12 protein-coding genes are annotated in these 14,868 nt (G+C 51.3%); 7 read left to right on the top strand and 5 right to left on the bottom strand.

Annotated elements, in window-relative coordinates:
- Nucleotides 1-187: 187 nt before the first annotated feature.
- From lon to bolA, 5 genes are all read right to left on the bottom strand, one after another.
- Nucleotides 188-2,542, bottom strand: a complete 2,355-nt coding sequence (gene lon, locus J2125_RS17010; protein ID WP_017800940.1) for an endopeptidase La — start codon at nt 2,540-2,542, stop codon at nt 188-190.
- A 189-nt stretch (nt 2,543-2,731) separates the two neighbouring features.
- Nucleotides 2,732-4,006: an ATP-dependent protease ATP-binding subunit ClpX gene (clpX, locus tag J2125_RS17005; RefSeq protein WP_017800939.1), complete on the bottom strand. Its 1,275-nt coding sequence runs from the start codon at nt 4,004-4,006 to the stop codon at nt 2,732-2,734.
- A 131-nt stretch (nt 4,007-4,137) separates the two neighbouring features.
- A complete protein-coding gene (gene clpP / locus J2125_RS17000) occupies nt 4,138-4,761 on the bottom strand; it encodes an ATP-dependent Clp endopeptidase proteolytic subunit ClpP (RefSeq protein ID WP_017800938.1) in 624 nt (207 codons plus the stop codon).
- Between the two features lie 347 nt (nt 4,762-5,108).
- Nucleotides 5,109-6,413: a trigger factor gene (gene tig, locus J2125_RS16995; RefSeq protein ID WP_017800937.1), complete on the bottom strand. Its 1,305-nt coding sequence runs from the start codon at nt 6,411-6,413 to the stop codon at nt 5,109-5,111.
- A 333-nt stretch (nt 6,414-6,746) separates the two neighbouring features.
- Nucleotides 6,747-7,061 carry a transcriptional regulator BolA gene (gene bolA / locus J2125_RS16990; protein WP_017800936.1) on the bottom strand — a complete coding sequence of 105 codons (315 nt, stop codon included), beginning with the start codon at nt 7,059-7,061 and terminating at the stop codon, nt 6,747-6,749.
- 288 nt (nt 7,062-7,349) lie between these two features.
- Between bolA and J2125_RS16985 the strand changes: the two genes are divergently transcribed.
- From J2125_RS16985 to cyoE, 7 genes are all read left to right on the top strand, one after another.
- Nucleotides 7,350-7,928, top strand: coding sequence for a lipoprotein (locus tag J2125_RS16985; RefSeq protein WP_017800935.1), 579 nt, complete (start codon nt 7,350-7,352; stop codon nt 7,926-7,928).
- A gap of 97 nt (nt 7,929-8,025) precedes the next feature.
- On the top strand, nt 8,026-9,501 hold the full coding sequence (gene ampG / locus J2125_RS16980) for a muropeptide MFS transporter AmpG (protein ID WP_209499510.1): 1,476 nt from the start codon (nt 8,026-8,028) through the stop codon (nt 9,499-9,501).
- A gap of 455 nt (nt 9,502-9,956) precedes the next feature.
- Nucleotides 9,957-10,883 carry a cytochrome o ubiquinol oxidase subunit II gene (gene cyoA, locus J2125_RS16975; protein ID WP_026111672.1) on the top strand — a complete coding sequence of 309 codons (927 nt, stop codon included), beginning with the start codon at nt 9,957-9,959 and terminating at the stop codon, nt 10,881-10,883.
- A gap of 4 nt (nt 10,884-10,887) precedes the next feature.
- A complete protein-coding gene (gene cyoB, locus J2125_RS16970) occupies nt 10,888-12,870 on the top strand; it encodes a cytochrome o ubiquinol oxidase subunit I (RefSeq protein ID WP_017800932.1) in 1,983 nt (660 codons plus the stop codon).
- Nucleotides 12,870-13,481 carry a cytochrome o ubiquinol oxidase subunit III gene (locus J2125_RS16965; RefSeq protein WP_017800931.1) on the top strand — a complete coding sequence of 204 codons (612 nt, stop codon included), beginning with the start codon at nt 12,870-12,872 and terminating at the stop codon, nt 13,479-13,481. The genes cyoB and J2125_RS16965 overlap by 1 nt, the downstream gene beginning before the upstream one ends.
- Nucleotides 13,481-13,810 (top strand): cytochrome o ubiquinol oxidase subunit IV, encoded by a 330-nt coding sequence (locus J2125_RS16960; RefSeq protein WP_026111671.1) that lies wholly within the window; start codon nt 13,481-13,483, stop codon nt 13,808-13,810. Before J2125_RS16965 ends, J2125_RS16960 begins: the two co-directional genes overlap by 1 nt.
- Before the next feature lie 13 nt (nt 13,811-13,823).
- Nucleotides 13,824-14,711 (top strand): heme o synthase, encoded by an 888-nt coding sequence (cyoE, locus tag J2125_RS16955; protein WP_017800929.1) that lies wholly within the window; start codon nt 13,824-13,826, stop codon nt 14,709-14,711.
- Nucleotides 14,712-14,868 lie beyond the last annotated feature (157 nt).

The raw sequence follows: 14,868 nt of genomic DNA, 5'->3' as shown, positions 1-14,868 counted from the left end.
TCGTACCCGAGCATCCGGGCCCTGTACGAACGCGCAGCAAGTTATATCAAGCCTGATGGGCCGAAACAACGTTTAATCGTTAACGTCGCACCCTCGGCCAGCCCTCTAAATTAGCGACACAAAAAAAAGCTGGCAAGTCCCATTTGACTTGCCAGCCGCACTTTTTAACTATTTTTGCCAAAAATCACTATTTTGCGGTGGCAACCTGCATGCCGTAAGGGGCATTTTGCAGCGCCAGCGCCAGAACTTCCTCAATGCGCTTCACCGGATGAATCTTCAGATCGGCAATCACGTTGTCAGGAATCTCTTCCAGATCACGTTTATTTTCATCAGGAATTAACACCGTTTTGATACCACCACGGTGTGCTGCCAGCAGTTTTTCTTTTAAACCACCGATTGGCAGAACCTGGCCACGCAAGGTGATTTCACCGGTCATCGCCACATCGGCGCGCACCGGGTTACCGGTCAGACAGGAGACCAGCGCGGTACACATTGCAATACCGGCGCTCGGACCATCTTTCGGCGTCGCGCCTTCCGGCACATGCACATGAATATCACGCTTTTCGTAGAAGTCAGCATTGATGCCCAGCTTCTCCGCGCGCGCGCGCACCACGGTTAACGCCGCCTGGATGGATTCCTGCATCACTTCACCCAGAGAACCGGTGTAGGTCAGCTTGCCTTTACCCGGCACACAGGCGGTTTCAATGGTCAGCAGCTCGCCGCCCACTTCAGTCCACGCCAGACCGGTAACCTGACCGACACGGTTTTCGTTTTCCGCACGACCATAGTCAAAGCGCTGAACGCCGAGGAAATCCTTCAGGTTGTCGCCATTAATCGCGATATGTTTGACGGTTTTATCCATCAACAGCGATTTCACCGCCTTGCGGCACAGCTTAGACAGTTCACGTTCCAGACTACGCACACCCGCTTCACGCGTGTAGTAGCGGATAATGCCAATAATCGCGCTATCCTCTACCGAAATTTCATGCGGCTTCAGCGCGTTACGCTCAATTTGCTTCTGCAGCAGGTGCTGTTTGGCGATATTCAGTTTTTCATCTTCGGTATAACCGGAAAGACGAATCACTTCCATACGATCCAGCAGCGGCGCCGGGATGTTCATCGAGTTAGACGTCGCGACAAACATCACATCCGAAAGATCGTAATCCACTTCCAGATAGTGATCGTTAAACGCGATATTCTGTTCCGGATCCAGCACTTCCAGTAATGCCGAAGCCGGATCGCCACGCATATCGGATGACATTTTGTCGATCTCATCCAGCAGGAACAGCGGGTTTTTTACGCCAACTTTCGCCATTTTCTGGATCAGCTTGCCCGGCATTGAGCCGATATAGGTGCGACGGTGACCACGGATTTCCGCTTCATCACGCACGCCGCCCAGCGCCATACGCACATATTTGCGTCCGGTGGCTTTGGCGATTGACTGACCGAGTGAAGTTTTACCCACCCCCGGAGGTCCCACCAGGCACAGAATCGGGCCTTTGATTTTGCTGACGCGGCTCTGTACGGCTAAATATTCCAGGATGCGGTCTTTGACGCGCTCCAGACCAAAGTGGTCGGTATCCAGCGTCTCCTGCGCTTTCACAAGGTCTTTTTTCACCTTGCTGCGCGCATTCCACGGCACCTGCACCATCCAGTCGATATAACCGCGCACCACCGTGGCTTCTGCTGACATCGGCGACATCATTTTCAGCTTCTGCAGTTCCGCTTCGGTTTTTTCACGCGCTTCTTTCGGCATTTTCGCCGCATCGATTTTACGCTTCAGCGCTTCATTTTCGTCCGGCGCATCGTCCATTTCGCCCAGTTCTTTCTGAATCGCTTTCATTTGCTCATTCAGATAGTACTCGCGCTGGCTCTTTTCCATCTGCTTTTTGACGCGGTTGCGAATGCGTTTTTCCACCTGCAACAGGTCAATTTCAGACTCCATCATCGCCATCAGATATTCCAGACGCTCATTGACGTCGGACATCTCCAGCACTGACTGCTTATCAGCCAGCTTCAATGGCATATGCGCCGCCACGGTATCGGCCAGCCGTGCGGCGTCGTCAATACTGTTCAGCGACGTCAGCACTTCCGGTGGAATCTTTTTGTTCAGTTTGATGTAGCCTTCAAACTGATTGATTGCCGTACGCACCAGCACTTCCTGCTCGCGCTCTTCGATTTCCGGAGAAACCAGATATTCCGCCTGCGCAGTAAAGTGGTCGCCGTTATCTGCCAGCGTAGTGATATGCGCACGTTGTAAGCCTTCGACCAGCACTTTTACCGTGCCATCAGGCAATTTCAGCATTTGCAGGATTGATGCAACAGTCCCTACCGAGAAGAGATCGTTGATGCCAGGTTCATCCGTTGAAGCCTCTTTCTGTGCAACCAGCATGATCTTTTTATCATGATCCATGGCGGCTTCTAAGCACCGAATCGATTTTTCCCGACCAACAAACAACGGAATTACCATGTGCGGATAAACCACTACGTCACGCAACGGCAACACAGGGATTTCAATGCGTTCAGAACGCTCAGGATTCATAGAGCTCTCTCTTTGTTTAATGTCCGCCAGGGTGATGGGAACCGCATAGTGCAGTGAAAGTGCAGTCGACCCACAGGTATCTGAGTATATGGGGATGAATGTCTGACATTCAATGTAAAGCGCGAGAGAAAAACAAAAGGGGAAAGAATTTTCCCCTTTTTATATAACTGACTGGATTGACTTGGTTATTTATTCGCCAGAAGCCTGTTGCGCTTCGTGCTTACCATAAATCAACATTGGATCGGTTTGTTCATCGATTACCGACTCATCAATCACAACTTTCTCAACGTCGTCCATTGAAGGCAGATCGTACATGGTGTTCAGCAACGCACCTTCGACGATCGAACGCAGTCCGCGCGCACCGGTTTTACGCGACATCGCTTTTTTGGCAATTGCCGTTAACGCTTCGTCACGGAACTCCAGCTCCACACCTTCCAGATTGAACAGCGCCTGATACTGCTTGGTCAGGGCGTTCTTCGGCTCACGCAGAATCTGAATCAGCGCTTCTTCGCTTAACTCATTCAGCGTCGCCACCACGGGCAGACGACCAATAAATTCAGGAATCAGACCGAACTTGATCAAATCTTCCGGTTCCACCTGCTCTAACAGCTGGCCTTCGCTGGCTTTCTGCGACTTGCCTTTCACTGTGGCGCCAAAACCAATACCGGAGCCAGTTTCCACACGCTGCGAGATCACTTTATCCAGGCCAGCGAATGCACCGCCACAGATAAACAGAATCTTCGAGGTATCCACTTGCAGGAACTCCTGCTGTGGATGTTTGCGACCGCCCTGTGGCGGCACTGCGGCAACCGTGCCTTCAATCAGTTTCAGTAACGCCTGCTGCACGCCTTCACCGGAAACATCGCGCGTAATCGACGGGTTGTCGGATTTACGTGAGATTTTATCAATTTCATCAATGTAGACGATGCCGCGCTGGGCTTTCTGCACGTCATAATCACATTTCTGCAACAGTTTCTGGATAATGTTTTCAACGTCTTCACCCACATAACCGGCTTCAGTCAGGGTAGTGGCGTCGGCCATGGTAAATGGCACATCTAACAGACGCGCTAAGGTTTCAGCCAGCAGCGTTTTACCGCTACCGGTCGGACCGATCAGCAGGATATTACTTTTGCCCAGCTCAATACCGTTGCTGGTATCGCCATTGCGCAGGCGCTTGTAGTGGTTATAGACCGCAACCGCCAGCACCTTTTTCGCCTTCTCCTGACCGATAACATAATCGTCAAGGTGATGGCGGATTTCGTGCGGCGTAGGCAGAGCACTGCGCTCGCGATGCGGGGCCACTTCTTTAATCTCTTCGCGAATGATGTCGTTACACAGATCGACACACTCATCGCAGATATACACTGACGGCCCGGCAATCAGCTTACGCACTTCATGCTGGCTTTTGCCGCAAAAAGAGCAGTACAGCAGCTTTCCTGAACCGTCTTTGCGCTTATCTGTCATCAGTTAACCTCTTCTCTTTATCCTGGTCCGCAGGTTTTGCGGCGATGGCAGCGCCTTGCACTGCCCTCGTTTATTGCAACTCTTGACCAGCGTCTCACTAACTATAGCTTATCGACCACTGGCCTTAAGCCTTATTCGCGATGCGTCAGTACGGAATCGACTAAACCATACTCTACAGCTTCGCTCGCGGAGAGGAAACGATCGCGTTCCGTGTCTCTTTCTATTTCTTCAAGAGTTTTGCCCGTATGGAAAGCCATCAGTTCGTTCATACGCCCTTTCACTTTCAGGATCTCACGCGCATGAATTTCAATATCGGTCGCCTGACCCTGATAACCGCCCAATGGCTGGTGAATCATCACACGGGAATTAGGCAGACAGTAACGCTTGCCTTTCGCGCCAGCGGTCAGCAGGAACGCCCCCATTGAACAGGCCTGGCCCATACAGATGGTGCTGACGTCCGGCTTGATAAATTTCATGGTGTCGTAAATCGACATACCCGCCGTAATCACGCCACCAGGAGAGTTAATATAAAGATGAATGTCTTTTTCCGGATTCTCCGCTTCCAGAAACAGCATCTGCGCCACAATCAGGTTCGCCATATGATCCTCAACCTGACCGGTAAGGAAAATAATGCGCTCTTTCAGCAGGCGCGAAAAGATGTCGTAAGAACGCTCTCCGCGCGAAGTTTGTTCAACCACCATTGGCACTAACGCCATATGAGGTGCAGTTTGTTCACGTTCGCCACTGTATGACATTACCGTCTCCTGGATAAATTTCATTTGGCAACACTTCTGTACCGATTCTACTTGAGTGAGCCGGGGAACTCTATGCTCCCTTGTCTCACTCGCCGACGCCATCCGGACGGTCAATCAGCCAGCGTAAAAATTGCGGGTTACTCAGAAAAGGATCTGGGGATGTTGCCCCACTCTTTCAAGCATAACAACGTTTTCATCAATCGCTAACCAGGAAAAACAGCATAGACGATAATTCGTTGGTTAATTAAGCGAATAACAGCCAAAAGGTGATATTTGGTGAAAAATAAAAAACAAAAAGGCCCACAATCTTACGATTGCGGGCCTGAGCACTCACTGTCAGATGTCAATCAGGCAGAAGCTGTCTGATTCATCAGATCCTGGAAGCCAGTGGCTTTTTCAGTCACTTTCGCTTTTTCCAGTACCGCTTCAACAGCCTGTTCTTCCAGAGCAACATTACGCATGTTGTTCATCAGCTCGTTGTTTTTGCTGTAGAACTCGATCACTTCCTGCGGATCTTCATACGCAGAAGCCATCTCTTCGATCAGCGTTTTAACGCGCTCTTCGTCAGCTTTCAGCTCATGGGTACGAATCACTTCGCCCAGCAGCAAACCAACCACTACGCGACGTTTAGCCTGCTCTTCGAACAGTTCACGCGGCAGCTCCAGGGCTTGTTTCTCATCGCCACCGAAACGCTGTGCAGCCTGACGGCGCAGAACGTCGATTTCACTGTCAACCAGTGCAGCCGGCACTTCGATTTCGTTCGCGCTGATCAGACCGTCGATAGCCTGAGTTTTCACACGGTTACGCACCGCGCCTTTCAGCTCGCGCTGCATGTTTTTACGCACTTCAGCACGCAGGCCTTCAACCGAACCATCTTCAACGCCGAAACGTTTGATAAACTCTTCGGTGAATTCTGGCAGCTCACGCTCTTCAACTTTCTTCAGCACGATTTCAAACTTCGCTGCTTTCCCTTTCAGGTTTTCAGCGTGGTAATCTTCCGGGAAGTTAACGTCGATAGTGAAGGTTTCGCCCGCTTTGTGGCCAACCACGCCCTCTTCGAAGCCCGGGATCATACGACCCTGGCCCATTGCCAGTACGAAGTCAGACGCTTTGCCGCCTTCGAACTCTTCACCGTCTACAGAACCGCTGAAATCAACGGTAACGCGATCTTCAGCGGTTGCCGCTGCGTCGGTCTCTTTCCAGGTCGCCTGCTGCTTGCGCAGGGTGTCCAGCATGGTATCAACGTCGGCATCGGTCACTTCAACAACCGGCTTCTCAACTTCGATCGCTTCCAGACCTTTCAGTTCGACTTCTGGATACACTTCGAACTCAACGGTGAAGGTGAAGTCTTCACCGACTTTGTAGTCGCCTGGCACATACTTCGGCGCGCCAGCCGGGCTGATTTTTTCTTTAATGATGGCGTCAACAAAGTTGCGCTGCATCAGATCGCCCAGTACGTCCTGGCGAACAGAAGCACCGTAACGCTGTGCAACGACGCTCATTGGTACTTTGCCTTTACGGAAGCCATCGATACGTACTTTTTTAGCCACGTCGACCAGCTCTTTTTTAACAGCGCTCTCGATGCTGTCAGCAGCGACAGTAATCGTAACGCGACGGCCCAGGCCCTGAGTGGTTTCTACTGAAACTTGCATCTTGTTACCTCAAAAAAATCACGTGCTCGGTCAACTTCAGACAAGGCATCCATCGCCAGTGACGATCTGATGCCCTCTCCGACAACCGGGACGGCCTCTGTTGTAAGAACCGCATTCCCTGTTACCAGAAGCGTCCCGAAGACATTCCGGAAAAATAGACGCAGCATTATAGCGGCATCACCGTACTGAGTCGAGAACGCAAACTCCTTCAGATGCGGTGCTTTTTGACAAATTCCGACTTAACTCGCAAATTACCGACGACAAAGGGTGGGGTGAACACTAAAAACGACAAAACGGCCCGCAGGCCGTTTTGATTGTTACCGCATCTGACCGTCAGGCCAGCGTACCGGCGCCGCGACAATTTGGCGAGGCGGGTACGGTATCCTGTAACCCTTCCCACTCTTTCACAGTATAGGTGTGCAGCGCCAGCGCATGCACACTGCCCGCCAGTTCATCGGCCAGCACGCCATAAATGGCGCGATGTCGCATCAGGAAGCGTTGATTCGTGAAACTGTCACTGACGATAATCACTTTAAAGTGACTCTCGGAGCCTGCTGGCACATTGTGACGGTAGCTTTCGTCATGCACTTCCAGATGTACCGGACTGAACGCCGTGCGTAACTTTTCTTCTATTTGTCCGCGAATCATAACTGCACTCCTCTACGGCAGCGAGCTGCGCCCCATCTCTTTCAATAATAGCCGGTTTTTTCCCCGACCCGCGGCTTAGCAATGAAAATTTCTTAAGCTGTTCTTTTCTCAGGTCGCAATTCCCGCGCTGCGCTTTGCCGTTGCGCTGCTGGCGTCACCCTTCAGTCAGTCCGAAAAAAACGCAAGGTGATGAATTTACGCGCCATCAGGGCTTCCCTCCACGCCAGCCAATGATATGATGGCCGGAGTTTTGTCAGCAACACAACTTAGGCGAACGAGAAAATAAGCATGTTAAAAAAATTATTATTTCCGCTGCTGGCCGTCTTTATTCTGGCTGGCTGTGCAAGCAACAGCAATACATTAAACGTTTCACCAAAAATTCAGTTGCCACAACAGGACCCGGGTCTGATGGGCGTCACCGTGAGTATCAACGGTGCCGACCAGCGCAGTGACCAGGCGCTGGCCAAAGTTAATCGCGATGGCCAGCTGGTTACCCTGACCCCTTCACGTGACCTGCGCTTTCTGCTGCAGGAAGTGCTGGAGAAACAGATGGGCGCACGTGGTTATATGATTGGCCCGGATGGCGCCGTCGATCTGCAGATCGTAGTTAACAATCTGTATGCCGATGTGACCCAGGGTAATGTGCGTTACAGCATTACCACCAAAGCAGACATCTCGATTATTGCCACCGCGAAAAACGGCAATAAGCAGGTGAAAAACTATCGTCAGACCTACAGTGTTGAAGGTGCTTTTGCCGCTAACAACACCAAAATCACCAACGCGGTTAACGCTACGTTGAGTGACGTGATTGCCGATATGGCGCAAGATACCAGCGTCAGCGCCTTTATCAAACAGAACGCGCGTTAATCTGTTCGGCGGGAGCCGAAAACGGCGCCCCTACGATGCCTGTAGGGGCGCCGTTCTCGCCGCCCGTGCCGATAATGTACATCGCCACAAGGAACCTATGGCCAATAATTACCTGCGCATTTTCGCTCAACGTAACGCCCTCCTCCTGCTTCTACTCGGTTTCGCCTCTGGATTACCCCTTGCTTTAACCTCCGGCACGCTGCAGGCGTGGATGACGGTGGAAAACGTTGATCTGAAAACCATCGGTTTCTTTTCACTGGTTGGCCAGGCTTACGTGTTTAAGTTTCTCTGGGCGCCGATGATGGATCGCTACACGCCGCCGTTGTTTGGCCGTCGTCGTGGCTGGCTATTGATATCGCAACTGCTGCTAATCGCCGGCATTGTGGCGATGGGTTTTATGGAGCCGTCGCGCAATCTGACGCTGCTGGCGGCGCTGGCGGTACTGGTGGCATTTTGCTCGGCATCGCAGGATATTGTCTTTGATGCGTGGAAAACCGATGTGCTGCCACCGGAAGAACGAGGCAGCGGCGCAGCGATCACCGTATTAGGCTACCGGCTGGCGATGCTGGTTTCCGGCGGACTGGCGCTGTGGCTGGCCGATCGCTATCTCGGCTGGCAGGCCACCTACTGGCTGATGGCGGCGATGATGGTACCGGGGGTAATCGCCACCCTGTGCGCCAGAGAACCGACCGACGCCATTCCCAAGCCACGCAATCTGGAGCAGGCGGTAATGGAGCCACTGCGTGACTTCTTTAACCGCAATAATGCGTGGCTGATTCTCTCGCTAATTGTGCTGTATAAGCTGGGCGATGCCTTTGCCGCCAGCCTGACCACCACTTTTTTGATTCGCGGCGTCGGCTTTGATGCCGGCGAAGTCGGTCTGATTAACAAAACCTTCGGCCTGATTGCGACTATCGTCGGTGCGCTGCTGGGCGGCCTGTTAATGCAGCGCATGACCTTGTTCCGCGCCCTGATGCTGTTTGGCCTGCTGCAGGCGATATCGAACCTCGGTTACTGGATACTGTCAGTCACCGACAAGCAGATGCTCAGTATGGCCAGCGCGGTGTTTGTTGAAAACCTGTGTGGCGGAATGGGCACCGCAGCCTTTGTTGCGCTGCTGATGACGCTATGTAACAAATCGTTCTCCGCCACCCAGTTCGCCCTGCTCTCCGCGCTGTCAGCCGTCGGTCGCGTCTATGTCGGTCCGGCGGCAGGCTGGTTTGTTGAGTTGTGGGGCTGGCCGACGTTTTATGCGTTTTCGGTGGTGGCTGCACTGCCGGGGCTGCTGCTGCTGGCGGGCTGTAAACGCACGCTGGAATATACCCAGAACACCGACAGCTTTATGCCGCGCACCGCCTGGGCAGGCGGTTACCGCTGGGCGCTGCGTGCATTGACTGCAGGTTGTGCACTGCTCGGCGTCTGGCTGCTGATGCTGGCTATCAGTAGTCTGGGCTGGATCAACAGCGGCGGTTTGCTGACGCCGCTGTTTGAACTGGGTATGGCGCTGGCGCTGTGTGGCATCGTGGTCGGATCGCTGCTCGACTACCTCGCGCTGCGCAAATCAGCGCTATAACATGTTTATCTGGCGATAAATTGCGCAAACCGCGATTTATCGCTAGTCTGATTTACGGCAAAGCGCAAATTTTCCCCGATTCAGGTTAAATTAAAAAAAAATAGCACAATAAAGTATCCTGCCTGTTGGTCGATATTACAAACCGGTGAGTAATTAATTTTGTATAATTAATATCTCTCAAATGATGCAGAGTTGTTAAATATTTGGGTCCGGTATTCGCTGTTTATATCAGCGGCGATTTTTCCTCAGAAAAACCAGGTCAATTCTGTTATATTAATGTCAACTCATTGTGCTCGTTAATATTTTGTCATTTTGAGTAACATCTGTGACACCCTTAGCAAAAGGTGTCAACACCGGCCTGACACAACCTTAAGCTGGTTTACAGTGCCGAAACCTTCCCGTAAAATGCCGCCACACTTAAACGACAATAGAGCCCTTGTCATTGAGGTCGTTAAATGAGACTCAGGAAATACAATAAAAGTTTGGGGATTTTGTCATTAATTGCAGGCACTTTATTAGTAAGTGGCTGTGATAGTGCATTGTTAAGTCCCAAAGGACAGGTTGCATTGGAGCAACGTTCGTTGATACTGACCGCTTTCGGTTTGATGATGATCGTCGTTATTCCGGCAGTCTTGATGGCTGTGGTGTTCGCCTGGAAATATCGGGCATCCAACACCAAGGCAAAATACAGCCCTAACTGGTCACACTCGAATAAAGTGGAAGCCGTCGTCTGGACTGTACCGGTTCTGATCATCGTGTTCCTTGGCATTCTGACGTGGAAATCAACCCACGCGCTGGATCCTGCCAAGCCAATTGCTTCTGATGTGAAGCCAATTGAGATCGATGTGGTGGCGCTGGATTGGAAATGGCTGTTTATCTACCCTGAACAGGGTATTGCAACTGTTAACCAGATCGCTTTCCCGGCTAACACGCCGGTGAACTTTAAGATCACCTCCAATTCTGTCATGAACTCCTTCTTCATTCCTACCCTTGGTAGCCAGATTTACGCTATGGCGGGTATGCAGACTAAACTGCACTTAATTGCGAATGAACCTGGCACGTTTGACGGCATCTCTTCCAACTTTAGTGGTAAAGGCTTCTCAGGCATGAAGTTTAAAGCCATCGCCACCGCTAACCAGGCTGACTTTGAGCAGTGGGTAGCGAAAGCGAAACAGTCGCCGAACACATTAACCACGATGGATGAATTTGAAAAAATCGCTGCACCTAGCGAAAACCATCCAGTTGAGTTCTTCTCTACCGCTGATCCGGAATTGTTCAAGCAAGTTATTGGCAAATTCAAGATGAGCCACGGGAAGATGGACATGTCTGAGCACGAAGGCATGGACATGAGCGAAGCATCCCATGCTGGAGCCGAGGAATAAAACGATGTTGGGAAAATTAACCCTGGACGCAGTACCGTTACACGAGCCAATTATCGTGATTACGGTTGCCGCCATCATTCTTGGTGGTCTGGCAGTCGCTGGCGCAATCACTTACTTCGGTAAGTGGAAATACCTGTGGACCGAATGGCTGACTTCTGTTGACCATAAACGCCTCGGTATCATGTATATCATTATGGCTTTCGTCATGTTGCTGCGCGGCTTTGCCGATGCGGTAATGATGCGTAGCCAGCAGGTGCTTGCTTCGGCAGGCGAGGCCGGATTCCTGCCGCCTCATCACTACGACCAGATCTTTACCGCCCACGGCGTGATTATGATCTTCTTCGTAGCGATGCCGTTTGTTGTCGGTCTGATGAACATCGCTGTTCCTCTGCAGATTGGCGCACGCGACGTGGCCTTCCCGTTCCTGAACAACCTCAGCTTCTGGTTTACTGCTGTCGGTGTGGTTCTGGTTAACCTGTCACTGGGTGTGGGCGAATTCGCACAGACCGGCTGGCTGGCGTACCCACCACTCTCCGGGGCGGAATACAGTCCGGGGGTCGGGGTCGATTACTGGATATGGAGTCTGCAGTTATCCGGTATTGGTACGACATTAACCGGGATTAACTTCTTCGTTACTATCCTGAAGATGCGTGCCCCGGGCATGACCATGTTCAAGATGCCTGTCTTTACCTGGGCATCACTCTGTACCAACGTTCTGATTATCGCTTCCTTCCCGGTTCTGACCGTGACGCTGGCGTTGCTGACCCTTGACCGTTATCTGGGCTTCCATTTCTTTACCAATGATATGGGCGGCAACATGATGATGTACGTCAACCTGATTTGGGTTTGGGGTCATCCGGAAGTGTATATTCTGGTTCTGCCGGTCTTTGGGGTGTTCTCCGAAGTGGTTGCAACCTTCTCTAAAAAACGTCTGTTTGGTTACACCTCGCTGGTATGGGCGACAATAGTTATTACTGTGCTGTCCTTTATCGTCTGGCTGCACCACTTCTTCACCATGGGTGCAGGCGCGAACGTTAACGCCTTCTTCGGTATTATGACGATGATTATCGCCATCCCGACCGGTGTTAAAATCTTTAACTGGCTGTTTACCATGTACCAGGGCCGCATTCAGATGCACTCTGCTATGTTGTGGACTGTTGGCTTCCTGGTCACCTTCTCTGTGGGTGGTATGACCGGTGTTCTGCTGGCGGTTCCAGGTGCTGACTTCGTTCTGCACAACAGTCTGTTCCTGATTGCGCACTTCCATAACGTTATTATCGGTGGTGTGGTCTTCGGTTGTTTCGCTGGTGTGACTTACTGGTTCCCGAAAGCATTCGGCTTTACCCTGAATGAAACCTGGGGTATCCGTGCATTCTGGTTCTGGATCATCGGCTTCTTCACCGCCTTTATGCCACTGTACGTACTGGGCTTTATGGGTATGACCCGTCGCCTGAGCCAGGATATCGATCCTCAGTTCCACCCAATGCTGGTTGTTGCAGCCTTCGGTGCGGCGCTGATTGCATGTGGTGTGGTTTGTCAGATTATTCAGTTCTACGTCTCGGTACGTGACCGTGAGCAGCTGCGTGATGTGACCGGTGACCCGTGGGGTGGCCGTACGCTGGAGTGGGCAACCTCTTCTCCACCGCCATTCTATAACTTTGCGGTTATTCCTGAAGTTCATGAACGTGATGCTTTCTGGGAGATCAAAGAGAAAGGTGAAGCGTACAAGCAGCCAGCACATTACGAAGAGATCCACATGCCGAAGAACAGCGGCGCGGGTGTCGTAATTGGTTTCTTTGCTCTGGTCTTTGGTTTCGCCGCAATCTGGCACATCTGGTGGTTAGTCGGTCTGTCGTTCCTCGGTATGATCCTGAGCTGGGTTATTAAGAGCTTCGACGAAGACGTTGATTACTATGTACCGGTTGCAGAAGTCGAGAAAATCGAGAATCAGCACTTTGACGAAATTACCAAAGCAGGCCTGAAATAATGTCAACTGAAACTCTGAAACACCACGACGCCCATGCGGAGCATGGGCATCACGATGCAGGAGCCAATAAAGTCTTTGGCTTCTGGATCTACCTGATGAGTGACTGCATTATCTTCGCAACCTTGTTTGCGACCTATGCAGTAATGGTTAACAGCACCGCGGGCGGCCCGGCTGGCAAGGATATTTTTGAACTGCCATTCGTGCTGGTTGAAACCGCCCTGCTGTTACTGAGCTCGATTACCTACGGCTTTGCCGTGATCAGCATGGGTAAAGGCAGCAAATCAACCGTTATCGGTTGGCTGGCGCTGACTTTCCTGTTCGGTCTTGGCTTTATCGGCATGGAAATCTATGAATTCCATCACCTGATTGTTGAAGGTTTTGGTCCACAGCGCAGCGGCTTCCTGTCAGCGTTCTTTACGCTGGTCGGCACCCATGGTCTGCACGTGACCTCAGGTCTGATCTGGATGCTGGTACTGATGTATCAGATTTCCCGTCGCGGCCTGACCGACACCAACCGTACACGCATCATGTGTCTGAGCATGTTCTGGCACTTCCTTGACGTGGTATGGATCTGTGTATTTACCATTGTCTATCTGATGGGAGCCATGTAATGAGTCATTCTGTTAACGACCATGGTGCAGCTCACGGTAGCGTGAAGTCTTATATGATCGGCTTTGTACTGTCGATCATTCTGACCGGCATCCCGTTCTGGATGGTAATGGATGGTGGGGCGACCCACAGTACTATCCTCGCTGTGGTTCTGATTTGTGCTGTGGTTCAGGTGCTGGTGCACCTGGGTTACTTCCTGCATCTGAACACAAAAACTGAAGATGGATGGAATATGGTTGCCATTGTGTTTGCGGCACTCATTATCCTGATCGTTGTTGTTGGCTCGATATGGATTATGTGGAACCTCAACTACAATATGATGGTTCACTAAAGAGTCGCCTGTGATGATTAAGCAATACCTGCAAGTAACGAAACCAGGAATTATTTTCGGAAATTTAATTTCTGTCATCGGGGGATTCCTGCTCGCCTCAAAAGGCAGCATCGATTATTCCCTGTTTCTCACCACCCTGGTCGGTGTTTCGCTGGTGGTCGCATCGGGTTGTGTTTACAACAACTTTATCGACCGTGACATCGACAAAAAAATGGAGAGAACGAAAAACCGAGTGATGGTCAAAGGACTTATCTCTCCGACCGTAATCCTGGTGTATGCAACCGTTCTGGGTATTGCTGGCTTTGCGTTGCTGTACCTTGGCGCTAATCCACTGGCCATGTGGCTGGCGGTGATGGGCTTTGTGATTTACGTGGGCGTATACAGCCTGTATATGAAGCGTAACTCAGTGTATGGCACGTTGATCGGTAGCCTTTCCGGCGCAGCGCCGCCGGTTATTGGCTACTGCGCAGTAACCAATGAGTTTGATGCCGGTGCATTGATCCTGCTGGCGATCTTTAGCCTGTGGCAGATGCCGCACTCCTATGCGATTGCCATCTTCCGCTTTAAAGATTACCAGGCAGCCAATATTCCGGTACTGCCGGTAGTGAAAGGCATCTCAGTGGCAAAACACCATATCACGGTGTATATCATCGCGTTTATGGTGGCCACTCTGATGCTGACGCTGAGCGGTTATGCCGGTTACAAATATCTGGTGGTTGCTGCGGCAGTCAGCGTGTGGTGGTTGGGAATGGCATTACGCGGTTACAAGACATCGAACGATGGCGTCTGGGCGCGTAAACTGTTTGTCTTCTCAATTGTCGCCATCACGGCTCTTAGCGTGATGATGTCAGTCGATTTTATGGCTCCGGCCTCGAAAGATTTACTGACTTACGTCTGGTAACGACGGAAAGACATCACTAAGGGCGCGCATTACCCCCGGGTATATCGCGCCCTTTCTTTTTGTTACCTCTTAATGTTTTACCCGCCCTGCACAGGACCTTAAAATACGGTCGGCAAATGAAGAACCTATACCAACAGGTCATTTTGTAATGCCTGTT

It is taken from the genome of Winslowiella toletana, from assembly GCF_017875465.1.
In the GTDB taxonomy this organism is placed as follows: domain Bacteria; phylum Pseudomonadota; class Gammaproteobacteria; order Enterobacterales; family Enterobacteriaceae; genus Erwinia; species Erwinia toletana.
The sequence above is the reverse complement of the archived record's forward strand: the minus strand, read 5'-3'. Positions and strand labels throughout refer to the sequence as shown.